Annotated in this window: 19 protein-coding genes and 1 riboswitch; of the genes, 5 read left to right on the forward strand and 14 right to left on the reverse strand. The window is 71.5% G+C overall.

Translation table 11 applies throughout. The features are described 5' to 3' along the window. Nucleotides 1–33: 33 nt before the first annotated feature. On the reverse strand, nt 34–786 hold the full coding sequence (locus tag GT042_RS40070) for a GNAT family N-acetyltransferase (protein WP_345943746.1): 753 nt from the start codon (nt 784–786) through the stop codon (nt 34–36). A 186-nt stretch (nt 787–972) separates the two neighbouring features. Between GT042_RS40070 and GT042_RS11635 the strand changes: the two genes are divergently transcribed. Genes GT042_RS11635 through GT042_RS11650 form a run of 4 tightly spaced genes read left to right on the forward strand, consistent with a single transcriptional unit; the run spans nt 973 to nt 4830 of the window. After that, nucleotides 973–1203, forward strand: coding sequence for a hypothetical protein (locus GT042_RS11635; protein ID WP_161308639.1), 231 nt, complete (start codon nt 973–975; stop codon nt 1201–1203). 52 nt (nt 1204–1255) lie between these two features. Continuing rightward, the gene (locus tag GT042_RS11640; RefSeq protein ID WP_161308640.1) at nt 1256–2077 is read left to right on the forward strand and encodes a hypothetical protein; all 822 of its coding nucleotides are present in this window, start codon (nt 1256–1258) and stop codon (nt 2075–2077) included. Nucleotides 2078–2098: 21 nt separating this feature from the next. Then, on the forward strand, nt 2099–4024 hold the full coding sequence (locus tag GT042_RS11645) for a fumarate reductase/succinate dehydrogenase flavoprotein subunit (RefSeq protein ID WP_161308641.1): 1926 nt from the start codon (nt 2099–2101) through the stop codon (nt 4022–4024). Then, nucleotides 4021–4830 (forward strand): succinate dehydrogenase/fumarate reductase iron-sulfur subunit, encoded by an 810-nt coding sequence (locus tag GT042_RS11650; protein ID WP_345943747.1) that lies wholly within the window; start codon nt 4021–4023, stop codon nt 4828–4830. The genes GT042_RS11645 and GT042_RS11650 overlap by 4 nt, the downstream gene beginning before the upstream one ends. Before the next feature lie 30 nt (nt 4831–4860). Here the strand turns inward: GT042_RS11650 and GT042_RS11655 are convergent, their stop codons facing one another. The 10 genes from GT042_RS11655 to GT042_RS11700 all read right to left on the reverse strand — a co-directional run bounded on the left by GT042_RS11655 (nt 4861) and on the right by GT042_RS11700 (nt 13505). After that, complete coding sequence (locus GT042_RS11655) at nt 4861–5727, reverse strand: haloalkane dehalogenase (protein ID WP_161308642.1); 867 nt, start codon at nt 5725–5727, stop codon at nt 4861–4863. Nucleotides 5728–5751: 24 nt separating this feature from the next. Beyond that, entirely contained in the window at nt 5752–6216 is a 465-nt protein-coding gene (locus GT042_RS11660) for a MarR family transcriptional regulator (RefSeq protein WP_161308643.1), read from the reverse strand. 79 nt (nt 6217–6295) lie between these two features. After that, nucleotides 6296–6565 (reverse strand): DUF6059 family protein, encoded by a 270-nt coding sequence (locus tag GT042_RS11665; RefSeq protein ID WP_161308644.1) that lies wholly within the window; start codon nt 6563–6565, stop codon nt 6296–6298. A gap of 219 nt (nt 6566–6784) precedes the next feature. Further along, on the reverse strand, nt 6785–7615 hold the full coding sequence (locus tag GT042_RS11670; protein WP_161308645.1) for a DUF1684 domain-containing protein: 831 nt from the start codon (nt 7613–7615) through the stop codon (nt 6785–6787). Next, the gene (locus GT042_RS11675) at nt 7612–8151 is read right to left on the reverse strand and encodes a flavin reductase family protein (RefSeq protein WP_202532650.1); all 540 of its coding nucleotides are present in this window, start codon (nt 8149–8151) and stop codon (nt 7612–7614) included. The genes GT042_RS11670 and GT042_RS11675 overlap by 4 nt, the downstream gene beginning before the upstream one ends. Beyond that, on the reverse strand, nt 8148–9284 hold the full coding sequence (locus GT042_RS11680) for an LLM class flavin-dependent oxidoreductase (RefSeq protein WP_161308647.1): 1137 nt from the start codon (nt 9282–9284) through the stop codon (nt 8148–8150). Before GT042_RS11680 ends, GT042_RS11675 begins: the two co-directional genes overlap by 4 nt. A gap of 15 nt (nt 9285–9299) precedes the next feature. After that, the gene (locus tag GT042_RS11685) at nt 9300–10469 is read right to left on the reverse strand and encodes an LLM class flavin-dependent oxidoreductase (RefSeq protein WP_161308648.1); all 1170 of its coding nucleotides are present in this window, start codon (nt 10467–10469) and stop codon (nt 9300–9302) included. Next, a complete protein-coding gene (locus GT042_RS11690) occupies nt 10466–11860 on the reverse strand; it encodes an NtaA/DmoA family FMN-dependent monooxygenase (RefSeq protein ID WP_161308649.1) in 1395 nt (464 codons plus the stop codon). The genes GT042_RS11685 and GT042_RS11690 overlap by 4 nt, the downstream gene beginning before the upstream one ends. Before the next feature lie 61 nt (nt 11861–11921). Beyond that, complete coding sequence (locus GT042_RS11695; RefSeq protein ID WP_161308650.1) at nt 11922–13127, reverse strand: LLM class flavin-dependent oxidoreductase; 1206 nt, start codon at nt 13125–13127, stop codon at nt 11922–11924. A 219-nt stretch (nt 13128–13346) separates the two neighbouring features. Continuing rightward, nucleotides 13347–13505, reverse strand: a complete 159-nt coding sequence (locus GT042_RS11700) for a putative leader peptide (protein ID WP_161308651.1) — start codon at nt 13503–13505, stop codon at nt 13347–13349. A gap of 33 nt (nt 13506–13538) precedes the next feature. Beyond that, nucleotides 13539–13652: riboswitch (SAM riboswitch) on the reverse strand. Between the two features lie 338 nt (nt 13653–13990). Here GT042_RS11700 and GT042_RS39840 point away from each other — a divergent pair. Beyond that, entirely contained in the window at nt 13991–15202 is a 1212-nt protein-coding gene (locus GT042_RS39840; protein WP_161308652.1) for a S8 family peptidase, read from the forward strand. Between the two features lie 75 nt (nt 15203–15277). On the opposite strand, the gene GT042_RS11710 is transcribed toward GT042_RS39840, so the two are convergent. From GT042_RS11710 to GT042_RS11720, 3 genes are all read right to left on the reverse strand, one after another. Further along, the gene (locus GT042_RS11710; protein WP_161308653.1) at nt 15278–16087 is read right to left on the reverse strand and encodes a DUF427 domain-containing protein; all 810 of its coding nucleotides are present in this window, start codon (nt 16085–16087) and stop codon (nt 15278–15280) included. Between the two features lie 111 nt (nt 16088–16198). Beyond that, nucleotides 16199–17356, reverse strand: coding sequence for a S1 family peptidase (locus tag GT042_RS11715; RefSeq protein ID WP_202532651.1), 1158 nt, complete (start codon nt 17354–17356; stop codon nt 16199–16201). Between the two features lie 162 nt (nt 17357–17518). Next, nucleotides 17519–18717, reverse strand: a 1199-nt coding sequence (locus GT042_RS11720; protein WP_161308654.1) for a PQQ-binding-like beta-propeller repeat protein, incomplete at its 5' end; no start/stop codon positions are given.

The following is an 18717-nucleotide window of genomic DNA, read 5'->3' on the forward strand; positions in this document are numbered from 1 at the left end:
GCCCGGCGGGCCGTCGGCCCCGCCCCTGGGCGGTCAGACGCGGGCGCGCCCCGGATCCCGCCGCTCCCCCGGATCCCGCCTCTCCCCGGGATCCTGCCGCTCCCTGAGATCCCGGTGCTTCCTGAGATCCTTCCGCAGGATCAGGACGTCGCAGGGAGTCGCGAGCAGCGAGGCCGGATGCGACCGGGACGCGACGGGGGTGTCCGTGGCGATCTCGCGGTATCCGACCTCGCGGTAGCCCCTCCGGGTGTACCAGTCGAAGAGGAAGTCCTTCGAAGGGTGGGACCACGCCCAGGGGACGAGCAGTTCGACGCCCATCTCGGTGAGGCCGTTGCGCCGGCCCAGATCCTCCGCGAAAGCCACCAGATCGCGCCCCACCCCGACCCCCCGGTGGTCCGCCGAGGCGGCCAGCATCCCGAATTCGGCTGTTTCCCGGGAGATCCGCCGTACGCGGACACAGCCGACGACACGGCCGTCCATCCGGGCGACGGCGATCTCTCCCGCCGAGATCATTCCGGCTATTTCCGCGGTGGTCGTCCGTACGGTTCCTTCCGCCCACAAGCCCCTTTCCTCCACGGCGTGGACGTCATTGATCAATGCGGTGAGATCACCGACGAGACGACGGTCGGCGGCGGCCTCGACCGGGAGAAGATCGGTTTCGATCTCGGGCGGGCGCATCTCGAATCCTCCCAGGAAGTGGATCGCGAGCAGCGGATCACTGAGCGCGGAATTCCGCTCGTGGGCGGGGGTGTTCCGTTTCACACCGGAGGGCGGGTACGCAGTCACCTGGGAAGTGTGCGCCGAGGGCAGTGACGGCGCGGTGCCGAATGTCTGCCGATCCGGTGTCCGCTCCGGTGTCCTCGCCGGAAAAGGGCGTGCGCGAGGTCGTGACGATCCGCGATGTGAAGCGCATACTCAACTGCTGGGACCGTACATCCCATGCCACCCCAGGCCGTGCGACGGAAGGGTGAGATGTCATCGCAGGACGAGTTGGCAGCTGTCAGGAAACGTCTGGACGACCTCATCCGCACGGTGGAACGGTTGGAACGCGGCCTCGCCGAGCTGCGTGAACAACGCTCCCCGCCCCCCGCGCCCGGCCGCGTGCCCGACCTCATCCCGATCCCCGACACGCCGTACGACAGCGCGCTCTGGACGGACTCGGACGACGAGGGACTGGGCGTACGCGACCGCCGGGCCCCCTAGGGCGCGCCCGCTTCCCTGTTGTCGGCGGCGCCCTTCTCCCGAGGAGATCTTGTTGGCCACCGGTACGGAACCTCCCCCACTCGGTGCGGGGGTGCGCGGCGCGGGACGTGCCGCCATCGCCGCGCGGCACCTGCGCACGGACCGCTGGTGGCTCGCGCCCGCCGCGACGGCGGCCGGCCTGTTCCTCTTCGTCGTGTACTCGACCTGGCGGGCCTTCGCCCATTCCGACTACTACGCGGCTCCTTACGTCTCGCCGTTCTACTCGCCGTGCCTCGCGGACAACTGCCTGACGATGCGTCAGGGGCCCAACTGGGAGGTTTTCGGAAGCTGGTGGGGACTTTCGCCGGCGCTGCTGATCCTGATCTTCCCGCTCGGCTTCCGGATGACCTGCTACTACTACCGCAAGGCCTACTACCGGAGTTTCTGGGCGTCTCCCCCGGCCTGCGCGGTCGCCGAACCGCACGCGAAGTACAGCGGCGAGACGCGTTTCCCCTTGATCCTCCAGAACCTCCACCGCTATTTCTTCTACGCCGCCCTGCTGGTCGCGGGCATTCTCACGTACGACGCGGCGCTCACCTTCCGGAACGAGGAATACGCCTGGGGCCACATGGGGCTCGGGAGTGTGATCTTCGTGGTGAATGTGGGGCTGATCTGGGCGTACACCCTCTCCTGCCATTCCTGCCGTCATGTCATCGGCGGCCGGCTGCGGAATTTCTCGGCACATCCGGTGCGGTACCGGCTGTGGGGATGGGTCGGCAGGCTGAATCACCGTCATATGCAGCTCGCCTGGGCGTCGTTGATCAGTGTCGCCGCCGCCGATTTCTATGTCTATCTGCTCGCCTCCGGAGCTTTCGACGATCCGCGCTTCTTCTAGGGACAGGGAGAGCCTTCACCCATGACGCAACTCGAACGCCGGCAGTGGGACGTCGTCGTGGTCGGCGCGGGCGGCGCGGGACTGCGGGCCGCCGTCGAGGCGCGCGAGCGGGGCGCGAGGACCGCAGTCATCTGCAAGTCCCTGTTCGGCAAGGCCCATACGGTGATGGCCGAGGGCGGGATCGCCGCCTCCATGGGCAACGTGAACTCGGGCGACAACTGGCAGGTGCACTTCCGCGACACCCTGCGCGGCGGCAAGTTCCTCAACCAGTGGCGCATGGCCGAGCTGCACGCCCAGGAAGCACCGGACCGGGTCTGGGAGTTGGAGACCTGGGGCGCGCTGTTCGACCGTACGCCCGACGGGAGGATCTCCCAGCGGAACTTCGGCGGCCACGAGTACCCCCGGCTCGCGCACGTCGGCGACCGTACGGGCCTGGAGCTGATCCGTACCCTCCAGCAGAAGATCGTCTCGCTCCAGCAGGAGGACTTCCGGGAGACCGGCGACCACGAGTCGCGGCTGAAGGTCTATCAGGAGTGCACGGTCACCCGGATCCTCAAGGACGGCGGGCGGGTCGCGGGCACCTTCTGCTACGACCGGGAGACCGGGCGTTTCTTCGTGCTGGAGGCGCCCGCGGTGGTGCTCGCCACCGGAGGCATCGGGAAGTCGTTCAAGGTCACCTCGAACTCCTGGGAGTACACCGGCGACGGCCACGCGCTGGCGCTGCTCGCGGGGGCGCCGCTGCTGAACATGGAGTTCGTGCAGTTCCATCCGACGGGGATGATCTGGCCGCCGTCGGTCAAAGGGCTCCTGGTCACCGAGTCGGTGCGCGGGGACGGCGGGGTGCTGCGCAACGCCGAGGGCAAGCGGTTCATGTTCGACTACATACCCGACGTGTTCAAGGAGAAGTACGCCGACTCGGAGGACGAGGGCGACCGTTGGTACCACGATCCGGACCACAACCTGCGGCCTCCCGAGCTGCTCCCCCGCGACGAGGTGGCCAGGGCCATCAACGCCGAGGTGAAGGCGGGGCGCGGCTCACCGCACGGCGGGGTGTTCCTCGATGTGTCGACGCGGATGCCGGCGGAGGCGATCAAGCGCCGGCTGCCGTCGATGTACCACCAGTTCAAGGAGCTGGCGGACGTGGACATCACGACGGAGGCGATGGAGGTCGGCCCCACGTGCCACTACGTGATGGGCGGGATCGCGGTCGACTCGGAGACCGCCGCTGCCCCGGGGGTGACCGGGCTCTACGCCGCCGGTGAGGTGGCGGGCGGGATGCACGGCTCCAACCGGCTCGGCGGCAACTCCCTCTCCGACCTGCTGGTCTTCGGCCGCCGGGCGGGGCTGCACGCGGCGGCGTACGCCGCCGGGCTCGCCAGGCGTCCGGCCGTGGACGAGGCGGAGATCGACGCGGCGGCGGCCGAGGCGCTGCGCCCGTTCAGCGCGGAGGACGCGGGGACGGGGCTGCCGCCGGAGAATCCGTACACACTCCATCAGGAACTCCAGCAGGCGATGAACGACCTGGTCGGCATCATCCGGCGCCAGGACGAGATGGAGGACGCGCTGGAGAAGCTGGCCGCCCTGCGCGTACGGGCCCGGCGGGCGGGGGTCGAGGGGCACCGGCAGTTCAACCCCGGCTGGCACCTCGCGCTCGACCTGCGCAACATGCTCCTGGTCAGCGAGTGTGTCGCGCGGGCGGCCCTGGAGCGTACGGAGAGCCGGGGCGGGCACACCCGGGACGACTGGCCGGGGATGGATCCCGCCTGGCGCCGGATCAATCTGCACTGCCGGCTGACCGGCCCGCCGGGCGATCCGGCCGACGGCCCGCAGACGGGGCAGATCACGCTCACGCGGCACACGACCGAGCCCATCCGTCCCGATCTGCTCGCCCTGTTCGACAAGGAAGAGCTGGTCAAATACCTGGCCGAAGAGGAGCTGCACGAGTGAGCCCGGACGTGAGCCGTAAGGCGGACGCTGATGTGTCGACGGTGTACGAGGCGAGGTTCCGGGTCTGGCGGGGCGACGCGGCGGGCGGGGAGCTGACGGACTTCGCCGTCGAGGTGCACGACGGGGAGGTGGTCCTCGACATCGTCCACCGTATCCAGGCCACGCAGGCCACGGATCTGGCGGTGCGCTGGAACTGCAAGGCGGGGAAGTGCGGTTCGTGCAGCGCCGAGATCAACGGACGGCCGCGGCTGTTGTGCATGACGCGGATGTCCGTCTTCTCCCGCGAGGAGACGATCACGATCACCCCGCTGCGGGCGTTCCCGGTGATCCGCGACCTGGTGACGGACGTGTCCTTCAACTACACGAAGGCGCGGGAGGTCGCGTCGTTCGTGCCGCCGCCGGGGGTGGCGGCCGGTGAGTACCGGATGCGGCAGGTGGACGTGAACCGCTCGCAGGAGTTCCGTAAGTGCATCGAGTGTTTCCTGTGCCAGGACACCTGCCATGTGGTGCGCGACCACGAGGAGAACAAGACCGCGTTCGCGGGCCCGCGGTTCCTGATGCGGGTGGCGGAGCTGGACATGCATCCGCTGGACGCGGCCGGGGAGTCGGGTGTCGAGCGGAGTGTCACGGCGCAGGACGAGCACGGTCTCGGCTACTGCAACATCACCAAGTGCTGTACGGAGGTCTGTCCCGAGCACATCAGGATCACGGACAACGCCCTGATCCCGCTCAAGGAGAGAGCGGTGGACCGGAAGTACGACCCGCTGGTGTGGCTGGGGAGCAGGATCCGGCGGCGGGGCGAGTAGCGGGGAGGCCGGGCCCGCTCCCGCCCCCCGTCAGGCCGGGTGGCGCAGCCCGTGCCGGTCCGCCCACGCGGAGAGGGCGGCGGCGATCTCCTCCGGGCGGTCCTCCGGGGCGTGGTGTCCGGCCTCGCCGCAGGCGACGGATTCGAGCGCGGCGATGTGGTCCGCGCACCAGTCGGCCAGTTCCTTGCCGATGAGCAGGGTGGGCGAGCCCTCGAAGGTCATGAGGAGCTTCGGTACGTGCGTGCTGGCCGCGAGCCAGGCGTCGAACGCCTCGATCCGGGCGACCAGTCCGGCCGGCTCGCCGCCGACCGGCATCTGGCGCGCCCAGGCCAGGAGGGGGCGGCGGCTCTCGCGGGTGGGGTACGGGGCGAGGTAGGCGGCGAGGTCCTTCTCGGCCACCGGGGTGAGCACTCCCCCGGTGAACGCCTGCCGGACCATGAGGTCCTGGTCGAGCGCCAGTTCCTCGCCGAGGCCGGGGGTACGGAGCCGCTCGACGCGCTCGCGCGCCTGCGGGGTCAGGTCCTCCCGGGCGAGCGGCTTGACGACGGCCTCCAGGAACGCGATGCCGGCGACCCGCTCCGGGTGCCGGGCGGCCCGGTCGAAGGCGAGCGCGCCGCCCCAGTCGTGGCCGATCAGGACGACGCGGTCGAGTCCGAGGGCGTCGAACCAGGCGTCGAGGTAGCGGGCGTGGTCGGCGAAGAGGTAGGGGAGGTCTGGCTTGCCGGAGCGGCCCATCCCGATGAGGTCGGGCGCGAGGAGCCGTCCGCGGCCGACGCGGGGCAGGACGTCGCGCCAGACGTGGGAGGAGCCGGGGTTGCCGTGGAGGAACACGAAGGGCGTTCCGCTCCCGGAGTCCTCGTAGTGGAGGGTCGAGCCGAGCACGGGTATCGAGGGCATGTCGGGGAGTCCTTGCGTCGGATGTCAGTACGGTGGTTCGAGAGGCGCGTCCAGGAGGGCGGTCAGGTCGCGCACCAAGGCGGCCGTACGGACGTCGTCCCGGCCGCCCAGGGGTGCCAGGAGACGGTCCATCAACTCCTGCACGGTGGCCATGGCGGGGCGTACGGTCTCGCCCCCGCTCTCCGTGAGGGTGAGCCGCACCGCGCGGGAGTCCTTGGCGTCCCGGACCCGCTCGATGAGCCCGTCGGCCTCCAGGGCGCGGGCCAACTTGGAGACGTACAGGGCCTCCAGGCCCGTGTGGTCGGCCAACTCGCGCTGGCTGGGACGCAGTCCGGCGCGCCGCATGCCGTACAGCGAGGACAATAGGGCGTATTGGGCGTGGGTGAGCCCCAGCGGTGCGAGCGCCCGGTCGACGGCGACACGCCACTTGGTGGAGAGCCGCCAGACCAGATGGCCGGGCGTGGGTCCGTGGAGTGCCTCGCTGCTCATGGATATAGCGTACATGGCTACTATCGCCATGGCTGTCAATACGGTCGGCGACCGGTGGCGGACCCCGGCGCCGGAGCGGTCAGTCGCCGGACAGTTCCGCGCCACGGGCCCCGAGCAGCTGCCGTCGCAGCATCATCTCGGTCTCGCTGAGCGGGACTTCGGGGCACAGCCGCTCGGGATGTCCCGGCGCCGGGCCCGTCAGCCGGTGCGGTCCTGGCGCGGCGGGAGGGCTCGGCGGCGTCTGCGCGGTGGGGGAAGCGGGCAGCGGGGGGACGTAGACCCAGAGGTGCCCGAAAGCGACCAGCGCGTTAACCGCGGACCGCAGGCACCGGGCCAGAAGGAGACGCATAGGGGGAGAATGCCCCCGGTCACCGATACCACGCCAGGGGTCTGACAGGACTGGCCGGTTCCGCTCAGGACCCGGCTGTACGACCGGACTTGTATACGACGGGACCGTCCCTCGCCGCCCGCAACGGCGTCTCCTCCGCCGGTCGTGGACGGCCTCAACCCCGGTGCCAGGGGTGAGGCCGTCCACGACGAATCCGCGCGGCATCCGCGCGCCGGAGGCCTACTGTCCCCCGAGCCGTTCGTGGGGGATCTTCTCGCCGGCCTCGACCGCGACCGGCAGGCGGTTCTCCGCCGGGGGGAGCGGGCACGTGGCCAGATCGGTGTACGCGCAGGGCAGGTTGACCGCCCGGTTGAAGTCGACGCGCACCCCGCCCTCGGCGTCGGGGGCCGCGACGGAGACCGTACGGTTCGCCGCGTAGGTCGTGACGCCGGACGTGGCGTCGGTGAAGAGCACCAACAGGCTGCCGGGGTCACGGCCGTTGAACGCGGTCAGCCGGTGCGTGTCGCCGTCCAGCTCGAACTCGACCTGGCCCGGGGCGTCGTACACGTGCTGGAGCCCTTCCACGGCCGCGCCCACCGTCACCGCGCGCGGTGTCCCGTACGGCACGAAGCGGCCTGTACGGACCCAGCGCGGGTCGGGCTCGTACGCGGGCGCCGGGACGTGCGCGGTGAGCAGTGCGTTGTCGGGGTGGCGGGGGCGCACGATGTCGTGCCCGCCGCGCTTGGCGACCTCGATCACAGCGTCGCCCGCCCCGGCGTACACGCTGGAGCGCTCGGCGAGGATCCCGAAGCTGTACGTGCCGCGCACGGCCGCGCCGTCGACGGTCAGCTCCTCGCCCTCGTCCAGCTCCACCCGTACGCCGTCCGCCGTACTGGACCACGCGCCCGGCGCGTCGGGGAACCGGGTCGGCTCGGCGTCCAGCCAGCGCAGGCTGGTGACCGCGAGAAAGCCGTGCGGATCGGCGAGCACCCGCTCGTGGGCGTCACGCCACCGCCGCCACTCCTCGGCGAAGCCCGCCCGGTCGACCCGGTCGATGTCCTGGACCGTCACAGGGATTCCCTCACGTTCTCTTCGAGGCGCCGGAAACCTCCGGCATGGAAGACCAGCGGGGGCACCCGGTGGTCGGCGTCCAGCTCATGGATCCGCAGCAGGACGATGTCGTGGTCGCCGGCTTCGATGAGCCGCTCCACGGTGCAGTCGAACCACGCGCTCGTGTGCTCGATCAGCACCGCCCCGTCGCGTGTGGCGCGCCAGTCGAGGCCGGCGAACCGGTCGCCCTCGCGGGCGGCGAGCCGCCGGCAGGCCCGTTCCTGGTGGGCGCCGAGGACGGAGACCCCGAGGCGGGTCCGGTCGCGCAGCACGGGCCAGGTCGTCGAGCTGTGGGCGACGCACACCGAGATCAGCGGCGGGTCGAGGGACACGGACGTGAACGAGCTGGCGGCGAGGCCCACCGGCCGGCCGTCCACGAGCGCCGCGACGGCCGTGACCCCGGTGGGGAAGGTCCCGAAGACCTTCCGCAGATCGGTGGGGCGCAGGCTGTGGCGTTCGGGCGTCTTTTCGAGGCATTGCGTACGGCTGGTGGTCATCGTCGGTTCCATTCGCCGGCCAGCAGCTCGTAGCTGCGGACCCGGTCCGCGTGGTCGTGGGTGATGGTGGTGACGATCAGCTCGTCGGCTCCGGTGGCGTCGCGGAGGATCTCCAGCTGGTCGGCGACCTGTTCCGGCGAGCCGACGAACTGTGTTTCGAGGCGGTCGGCGACCAGGGTCCTGTCCGCGTCGGACCAGACGTGGGCCCGGGCTTCCTCGGGCGTGGGGAACGGGACGGCGCCCTCCCCTCTGCGGATGCCGCGCACCCACAGGCCGTAGCCGGCGGCCCGTTCGCGGGCGGTGGCCTCGTCCTCGGCGACGACGACGTCGGCGGAGACGCTGAGGTAGGGCCGGTCCAGCTCTTCGGAGGGCTTGAACGCCGCGCGGTACCCCTCGGCGGCCTCCAGCACACTGGACGGGCTGACGTGGTAATTCGCCGCGAACCTCAGGCCGTTGGCGCCCGCGACCTGGGCGCTGATGCCCGCGCTCGTACCAAGGATCCAGACCTGGAGGTCGGCCCCCTCGCCGGGCACGATGTGGGCCTCGACGCCCTCACCCGTGGCGTACGTGCCGCCGAGCAGCGCGAGGATGTCGGCTATCTGCTCGTCGTACGGCTGGGATTCGGCGCCCGGTTGCTGGAGCAGCTGCTTGTGCAGGGCGAAGAGCGGGGAGCGCAGGAGGTGTTCGAAGGAGAACGGGGCGGGGATGCGCAGCCCGTTCGGGGTGCGGCCGTCGACGACGGGGGTCGACGCGACCGGCGGGGCGTCCTTGCCGGGGAGGGCTCCCCTGCCGCCGGAGCGGCCGAGCCCGAGGTCGAACCGGCCCGGGTACACCGTGTCGAGGAGGCCGAACTCCTCGACGGTGGACAGGGCGGTGCGGTGTCCCAGCTGGACGGCGCCGGACCCGAGCCGGATGGTGGAGGTGGCGGCGGCGGTGAGGGCGAGGACGACGGCCGGGGAGGTGCCCGCGACCCCGGGGTTGAGGTGGTGCTCGGCGAACCAGTACCGGGCGTAGCCCAGGCGTTCGGCGTGCCGGGCGAGGTCGACGCTGTTGCGCAGCGCCTGCGCCGCGGTGGACCCGGAGGAGATCGGGACGAGGTCCAGGACCGCCAGCGGGGTGCGATGGGGGGCCATGATGATCGCTCCTTGTCAGCGCGGGGTGGGTGCGGGCGCGGCGGTGCCGTCCGGACCGGTGGCGGAGGGGTCCGTACCGGTGGCGGAGGGGTCCGTACGGGCCGGGCCCTCGGCACCGTTGTCGTCGGCGGGCGCGACCGGGCCCCACGTCCAGGGCGGGTCGGGGAGGTCCCGGCGCAGGGTGGGGGCGATCTCGGCCTGGAACAGCTCCAGGCTCGCCCGGTGCTGGGCCGGGGTCAGCCCCGAGGCGTCGGCGTGCAGGTGCAGGACGCTGTGGCCGAACTGTTCGTGGTACCGGTGCACCTTCTCGATCACCTGCTGCGGGCTGCCGATGAGGGCGGAGCTGCGGGCGACGAAGTCCTCCAGGGTGGCGAAGACCGGTTCGAGTCCGAGCCGCTTCTGGAACGCCAACTGCCCCTCGAAGACGGGCCGGTAGGCCGCCACCGCCTCCTGCGAGGTGCGGGCCGTGCAGAACCCGGCGGAGCCCGCGCCGACGGTGGCGAGGGCCGGGTCGTGGCCGTAGTGCTCCCACCGTTCGCGGTAGTGGCGGACGAGTTCCGCGTACGGCTCGATGGGGTTGGTCACGTTGGCGGAGAACAGCGGGTCGCCGTAACGGGCCGCCAGGTCCACCGACTCCCGGCTGGTCGCGCTGCCGTGCCAGACGCGGACGGGCCGCTGGTACGGCCGGGGCCAGACCTCGGCGTCCTTCAGCTCACCGCGGAACGCGGGCGAGGCGGTGACCTTGTCGTTCCGCCAGATCTGCCGGAACAGTTCGTACGACTCGGCGTTGCGCTCCCACTGGTCCTCGGCGGTGACGTGGTACAGCTCCCGCTGGGCGGCTCCGTTGCCCTTGCCGATGATCAGCTCCAGGCGGCCCTCGGACAGGTGGTCGAGCGTGGCGTAGTCCTCGTACGCCCGGACCGGGTCGAGCAGGCTCAGGGTGGTCACCGCCGTGAACAGCCGGATCCTGCTGGTGAGCGCGGCGAGATGGCTGAGCACGACCGGCGGTGACGAGGAGATGAAGGGGCGCTCGTGGCGCTCGCCCACGCCGAAGCCGTCGAAGCCCAACTCCTCGGCGAGCAGGGCGTTGTCGATCACCTCCCGGAAGCGGTCATGGGTCGATTTCCGGACGCCGGTGACCGGGTCGGGCGCGTGCACGATCAGGGTGATGGCGAGGAACTTCACGACGCGGCCTTCCTGTTGGCGGCTCCGGCCGGGTCGGACCGCACCGCGCCGGCCGCACCGAGCCCCAAGTGCTCCCGCAGGGTGTCCCCTTCGTACTCGGTCCGGAAGACGCCCCTCTCCTGGAGCAGCGGGACGACGGTGTCGGCGAAGTCGTCCAGACCGCCGGGGGTCAGGTGCGGGGTGAGGATGAACCCGTCACTGGCGTCCGACTGGACGAAGCGGTTGAGCGCTTCCGCGACAGTCGCCGGGGAGCCGATGAAGGACTGCCGTCCCGTCACCGCGATGATCAGCTCGCGGATCGAGAGGTCCTTCTCCTCGGCCAGGGCGCGCCACCGGGCGGCGGTGGCCAGCGGATCGCGGTGCATCCGTACGGAGGCCCGGCCGCGGGCGACCGTGTTCTCGCCGACGAGCGGGTCGACGGCGGGCAGCGGCCCGTCGGGGTCGTACGAACCGAGGTCGCGGTTCCAGAGCTGTTCGAGCAGTTTGATCGCGGTGGGGCCGCTGACCTGCTGGTGGCGTATGACGTCCGCCTTCTCCCTGGCGTCGGCGTCGGTGTCCCCGAGCACGAAGGTGACGCCGGGCAGGATCTTCAGCTCGTCGTGGGTGCGGCCGTACCGGGCGAGGCGCCGCTTGACGTCGGTGTAGAACGCCTGGCCGTCCTCCAGGGTGCCGTGGCGGGTGAAGATGGCGTCCGCGCCCGAGGCCGCGAACTCCCTGCCCTCCTCGGAGTCGCCCGCCTGGAAGATGACGGGGCGGCCCTGCGGGCTGCGGGGGACGTTGAAGTGGCCGCTGATGTCGAACTGGCCGACGTGGTGGTCGAACCGGCCGGGTGCCGGATCGGTGAGGAAGATCCCGGCGTCCTGGTCGGCGACCAGTTCGTCGCCGCGCCAGGAGTCGAACAGTTCCCAGGTCGCGGCGAGGAACTGCCGGGCGCGCAGGTAGCGGTCCTCCTGGGCCAGGAAGCCGCCGCGCCGGAAGTTCTGCCCGGTGAACTCGTCCCAGGAGGTGACGACGTTCCAGGCGGCCCGGCCCGCGGACAGGTGGTCGAGTGTGGCGAACTGACGGGCCACTTCGTACGGTTCGTTGAAGGTGGAGTTGATCGTCCCGGCGAGTCCGAGCTTCTCGGTGACGGCGGCCAGGGCGGTCAGGACGGTGAAGGTGTCGGGACGGCCGACGACGTCGAGGTCGTAGATCTCCCCGTTCTGCTCGCGCAGCCGCAGCCCCTCGGCCAGGAAGAGGAAGTCGAACTTGGCGCGCTCCGCCGTCCTGGCGAGGTGCGCGAAGGAGCTGAAGTCGATCTGGCTGCCGGCGTCGGGGTCGCTCCACACGGTGCTGTTGTTCACGCCGGGGAAGTGGGCGGCGAGGTGGATCTGCTTGACGGGCTTGCTCATGCGGGGTGCGTCCTTACGTGTCTGCGGAGCTCTCTTCGGAGCGGGCGAGGCCGGGTCCCGCTCAGAGCGCGGCGTACCGGTTCGCGGGGCGGGGCAGGCCGAGCAGGCCGCGCAGGGTGGCCGCCTCGTAGGCGGTACGGAAGGCACCGCGCCGCTGGAGTTCCGGCACCAGGCCGCGGGTGATCCGCTCCAGGTCGTGGGGCAGGGCGGCGGGCCGCAGACGGAAACCGGTCAGACCGGCCTCCTGCCCTTCGAGGAGCAGGTCGGCCAGCTCGGCGGGCGTACCGGTGAAGATCCGGGCGTCACTGGTGTACGGGGCGCCCGCGCGCTCCTCCAGGCGTGCCCGGCGGTCGGCGGCGGCTGCCGGGTCGTCGTCGAGGAAGACGACCAGGTCGCCGAAGACGTGGACCGTTTCGCCGTCACGGCCGGCGGTGGCCTGCGCGTCGCGGATCTGGGTCAGGATCGCCCGGGTGTCCTCGGCGTCGCGCGGGGTGACGAAGCCGACATCGGTGGAGGTGGCGACGAGGCGGAACGGTTCCGCACGGTGGGCGAGCGCGGCGACGACCGGCTGTCCCTGGGGCGGGCGCGGGGTGATGGAGGGGCCCTTGACGCTGAACCGCTCTCCCGTGAAGTCGATGTAGTGGAGCTTGTCGCGGTCGATGAAGCGGCCGGTGGCCGCGTCGCGGATCTCGGCGTCGTCCTCCCAGCTGTCCCACAGCCTGCGCAGCACTTCGACGTAGTCGCCCGCCTCGTCGAACAGCTCCTTGAGGAGGGCCAGTCCGGCGGGCGAGTCCAGCTCGTCGACGCGCAACTGGACGGCCGGCCTGCGGCCGAAGTGCGGGGCCTCGTCGGCGCGTCCCGACACCTTGACCTGGACGCCGGCCCGGCCGGCGCTGATGTGGTCGAGGGTGGCGACGGCCTTGGAGACGTGGAACGGCTCGGTGTGCGTGACGACGGCGGTGGGGATCAGCCCGATGTGCCGGGTCAGCGGGGCGACCCGGGCGGCGACGAGCACCGCGTCGAGCCGGCCCCGTACCTGATCGGTGCGGCCGTCGGGCCCGGTGAAGGACGAGGACTGGAGGCTCAGGGAGTCCTCGACGGTCACGAAGTCCAGCAGGCCCCGCTCGGCCTCGGTCACCAGGTCGGTCCAGTACCGCGCGGTGAACAGCTCGCGGGGCCGGGCCCCCGGCTCACGCCAGGCGGCGGGATGCCAGCCCGCGGCGTCGAGGGCGACGGCCAGATGGAGGGGTGAAGGTGCTGAAGGCATGGCGGTATCGCTTCCCGCTCGGAAATCTCGTGGACTCGACAATGTGGACGCGAACATCACGTGGGCTCGAACATCACGCCTGTCCGGGAGTTCTCCTGGCGGGGAGATCTCCCGGACATGCCGAGGGCCTTCCGTCTCCGGGTCCTGTCCCGGGCGGAAGTCGGCGGACGTGCGTCGGAGGGCGCTGTACGTCGGAGCCGTGCGGCGGAGAAGGTGCCGCTACGGGGTGTGCCGCGGCGCGGCGTTCACGTACGCCGGACACAGGGCGCCGGCGACACGCTGGAGATCGATGTGGCGCCGGGAGAACATGCCGACGACCCGGGGGTGGCTCCTGGCGGCGAAGGCCGTGCGCGTGCCGTACCGTCCTCGCACTGCCATCACCTCCGCCTCGACCGGTCGTACCGGTCCGAGCTCTCGCGCTTGCGCCGCCGTCTTCGGCTCCGCCGGGTCGTCACCTGGAGCACCCCGCCGCGTCAGGAGGGTTGCCGGTCAGCCAACCAGGGCTTGTCGCTGACACTCATAACCTGCGTGAACGGTAACTCCGCATCGGTGTTCGGCACAATCCCCACTCGACGCCCACGTCCTCCCCACGGCCGCCCGGCGACGGTGGTCCCGCCAACTACCGTGCCTCCAGGGCGACTTGTGAACAGCCCATTATCAGGACGCTGCGCAGGATTGCCGGATCGTGACGGCGTGCGGACAGAACGTAACGTCCCATGTCGGGGCCATGACATCTCCTGGAAACGGTTGTCCCGCCGGAACGGGCCGGTGCATCGTCACTGGGCGGCGTCCGACTCCCGTACGCCGCACTCCGGTTGAGGCGCGAACACCACCCCGCGCCACCGATACGAAGGACACCCCCCATGGCAGCAGTGCGTACGAACAAGCGGCGTATCGCCACCGCGATCGCCACCGCGGCGACCGTGGCCGCGATCATCGGAGCGGGCACCGCCCTGCCGGCCCAGGCCGCCCCGGCCGAAGGCAGAGTCCTGCACGCCGGCTCCGCCGACGCCGTCAGCGGCAGCTACATCGTCACGCTCAAGAAGACGGCCGGCTTCTCGGCCAAGGCCACCGAGGGCAAGCAGCTCATCGCCGGGTACGGCGGCAAGGTGACGCGTACGTACACCTCCGCGCTCAACGGCTACGCCGCCTCCCTCAGCGGCACCGAGGCCGCGCGCCTGGCGGCGGACCCGGCCGTCGCGTCGGTCGAGCAGGACCAGAAGGTCTACGCGACGGCCACCCAGACCAACGCCCCCTGGGGTCTGGACCGCATCGACCAGGCGAACCTCCCGCTGAACGGCACGTACACCTACCCGGACTCGGCGGGCGGCAACACGACCGTCTACGTCCTGGACACGGGCGTGCGCATCACCCACCAGCAGATCGCGGGCCGCGCCTCCTACGGCTACGACTTCGTCGACAACGACGCCACCGCGCAGGACGGTTACGGCCACGGCACGCACGTCGCCACCACCGTCGCGGGCACCACCTACGGCGTCGCCAAGAAGGCGAAGATCGTCGCGGTCCGGGTCCTCGGCAACGACGGCTCCGGCACCACGGCCGGCGTCATCGCGGGCGTGGACTGGATCACCGCCAACCACGTGGCGTCCTCCGTCGCGAACGTCTCGCTCGGCGGCGGCGCCAGCACCACGCTCGACAACGCGGTGAAGAACTCGATCGCCTCGGGCGTCACGTACTCCATCGCGGCGGGCAACGCCGGTGCCCCGGCGGCCAACTACTCCCCCGCCCGCGTGCCCACCGCCCTCACCGTCGGCGCCACCACCAGGACGGACGCGAGGGCCTCGTACTCCAACTACGGCGCGGCCGTGGACATCTTCGCCCCGGGCTCGGCCATCACGGCGGGCTGGAACAGCTCCGACACCGCGACGTACACCGGCGACGGCACCTCGTTCGCCGCCCCGCACGTCGCGGGCGCCGCCGCGATCTACCTGACGAACCACCCCGGCGCCTCCCCGGCGACCGTGGCCGCCGCGCTGGTGAACGGCGCGACGTCCAACGTCCTGACCGGCATAGGCACCGGCTCGCCGAACAAGCTCCTCAAGCTCGTCCCGTAACGTCCCCGCAGACCCGGATGTCCCGCCGCCCGGCTTCCGGGCGGCGGGACGTCCGCGCGTCTGCCCCTGGGCCGTCTACCCCTGGGCCGCCTCGTGCGTCGCGCGCGTCACCGTGGGCGGCCGGGGCTGGAGTTCGCCGTCCAGGAACAGGTCCACCCGCTCGTTGTAGAAGGCGACCAGTCCGGCGATCGGCGCGACCTGACGGGTCGGGAAGTCGTACGCCCAGACCAGGTCGTCGTGGACACCGGCGGGCGTCTCCACCGACCAGTAGCCGCTGGTCCTCCCCTTGTAGGGGCAGGCGGTCACCGTGTCCGTGGGCATCAGGAGCGTGAAGTCGACGTTCAGGCGGTCGAGGTAGTAGCGCGTCGGCAGGCCCGTCTCGAACACCATGACCGAGGTGTCCGCCTCCGCCAGGACGACCCCGTCGAGCTCGACCCGGATCTCACGGCCGGAGCGCAGGGCGTCCACGCGGGTGTACGGGCTCCTCGGGTGGACAAAGACCTGCTCGTCCTCCTCGTACCACGCGTCGAGCGTCTCCCACCGGAACCTGACCGTCCCCTCCAGGCCGTCGGACGCGCCCTCCGCCCACAGCCACCCCGCGTCGGACACGACGGTGTCCCCCGCCTTCAGCGCCTGACGCCGCGCGGGTCCGGGGGCCAGCTTGAGGACACGGTCCTCGTCCACCAGTTCGCAGTCGATCAGGTCGTCGACCGGGACCGAGTACTGCGGATAGCCGGGCCACTCCCACACGTACCGCGCCCGCAGGGTGTCCACCACCGCGCGCCCGCCGAGAAAGCCGCGGATACGGCGGGGAACCGGCTCGACGTGGCCGGCCGGGGTGATCATTTCAGGCTGGTTCGGCACTGGTTCCGTCATGATCCCCATTGTCCACCGGCGCCTGGCCGCCCGCATCCAGGCCCGGCCGCCCGACGGCCGGGCCGGCACTCGCCCCGCCGGCCGGGGAGCCCGGCGGGCGGGGCGAGCGGGCCGTGACCGTCAGGCCGTGTGCAGCGTCAAGCCGTACCGGCTCAGCACCGGATTGATCGGCTGGTAGAACGACTGGCCACCGGAGGTGCAGTTGCCCGAGCCGCCCGAGGTGATGCCCTGGGCCTGGTCGCCGCTGATGTACGAGCCTCCCGAGTCACCGCCCTCGACACAGACGCTCGTCCCGGTCATCGCGTACACCGCGCCCTGGCTGTAGTTGACGGTGATGTTCTTGCCCTGGATGACACCGCAGCGCCAGTGCGTCGTGGAGCCCGAGCGGCAGATCGACGCGCCGACGGGCGCCTCGTTGGAGCCGCGGACCAGCTGGTCGGAGACCGTGCCCCAGCCGAGGACGACCGGGACGGTCCACCAGCCGCTGCCGACGTTCACCCAGGCGTAGTCGTTGCCGGGGAAGGTCGAGCCCTGGAAGTTGCCGATGTACGAGCGGTCCCAGCCGTAGACCGCGGCGCCCGTGCCCCCGCAGTGGCCGGCGGTCACGAACCCGCCGTACACGGAGAAGCCGATGGAACAGCGCACGTTGCCCGTGTAGTACGGGTCGCCGCCGACCGTGCCCGCGGCGGTGGTACGCGGCGCCTCGGCGGTCTCGGCGACCGTGACGGGCCCGGTCTTGAGGGCCTTGGCCACGAAGGCGCGGACATCGTTGTCGTCCTTGCGCTCCGCGACCACGCGGACCACGACCTGATTGGTCCTGGGGTCGACCTGCCAGCTGCTGACGCCGGCCGGCGCGGTGAGCTTGTCGATCCGCTTCTTCGCCGCGTCGAGCTGCCGCTCGCTGTGGCGGACCAGCTGGACGGCCGCACCGGTGGCCCGTACGGCGGCGGCCTTCTCGCCACCGGCGAGCGCGACGGTCAGGGTGCCGCTGGCGGGGTCGAACCAGGAGCCTCCGTAGGAGGATCCCGCCACGCGCTGCGCCTTCGTGTCGACCGCCGTCGCCGTCTTCTCGGCGGCGAGGCGGGCCGTGGCCTGTTCCTTCGTCAGGCCGAGGTCCTTCTGGAGGGCGGTGAGCAGACCCGCGGAGGCCGGTGCCTCGGCGGACGGAGCGGAGGGGGCCGCGGGGGCGGCGGTGGCCGGGGCGAACCCGGCCGTCGACCAGGCGCCCACCAGGAGGAGTGCGGAGAGGCCGGTACGTATGACAGTGCTGCGTCTCAAGGGAAGTGGCCCTTCTGTGTTCCAGTGACGTGGGGGTGGAACAGCAGGCGCCTGAGAGCGCTCTCAGGCGTGCCAGCCGGAGCCTAACGGAGGTTCATGGGCAGGTCCATGCCAAGCGCTGCACTGCGCCGCACTCCCCCGGCCCGCTCCCGTCCGGTCCGTTCACTCCCCGGCGTGCGGGCGCAGCGGGTCGACCGAGCGCAGGGATCCGTTCGCCAGCGTCACGATCGCGCCACCCGTCCGCATGGGGGCCACCCCCTCTTGCATCCCGGAGGTGCTCGTCCCCATCGCGGCCGTCTGCCACCGTTTCGCGCCCGTCCGCAGGTCGAGGGCGACCAACCGCCCGCTGTAGCTGGACAGGTAGAGCGCCCCCTCCCGCTCCGACGCCGTCGGCGGCCCCAGCAGGTCCACGCCGGTCTCCCGGCTCCACACCCGGTCACCGGTGCCGGGATCGACCGCCGTGACCCGCCCGGTCTGCTGGACGAACACCACAAGACCGCCCGCCGACGCCGGCCTGCCGTCGGGACGCGAGGGCAACGGGACCGTGCGCCGGTCGCCCGTACGGACATCGACCGTCACGAGCGAGGAGTACGACATCCCGGAACCGCTGTCCGGTACGAGGAGGTGGAGTGCGCCGCCCGCGATCCCGAGCGAGTGGACGGCCCCCTTCACCTGGGCCACCTCTTCCGGCGTGCCGTTCTCCGGGTCGAGCCGCAGCAGCTTCGTCGGCCGGCTCCCGGGATCCGGGGTGCACACGGCGTACGGCACGGCGCCGGACACCAGCGGCACACAGTCCGCCCCCTCGGGCACCGGCGTCGACCACAGCCGCTCACCCGTCGTGGCGTCGCGTGCGACCAGCGCACCGGCGGAGAAGGTGTCGCGGAACAGCACCGCGCCACCGAAGAACAGCGCCGGGTGGTTGGCCATCCGCTTCGTCCAGAGCTGTTTCCCCGACTCCCGGTCCAGGACGATCAGATCGGCCCGCAGCCCGTCCCCCGAAGCCGGGCCGACCACGAGCACCTGGCCGGAGCGTACGTCGATCGTGCTCGGCGTCCCCACGTCCGTGTACGGGACCCGCCAGACGACCTTTCCCGAGGCGGCGTCGATACGGGCGGCGGAGAAGCCGTCGCCCCAGCAGTAGAGGGCGAGTTCGTACGGCCGACAGCCCTCGACGGCGGCGAAGGGGCCGTTCCCGTTCGAACTCGGCAGCGTCAGGTACCAGGGTTTCCACCCCGTGGGCAGAGCCGCCTCCAGCAGGGGCGGGCGGGCGGAGGCGGTCGCCGGGGGCGCCTGGCCGCCGCCGGCCGGACCCTGCTCGTCGCCGAAGCCGTTGGTCAGCAGCGCCGCTCCGGCGCCGAGGC

Origin of the sequence: Streptomyces sp. SID3212, from assembly GCF_009865405.1 — a bacterium.
Taxonomy (GTDB): domain Bacteria; phylum Actinomycetota; class Actinomycetes; order Streptomycetales; family Streptomycetaceae; genus Streptomyces.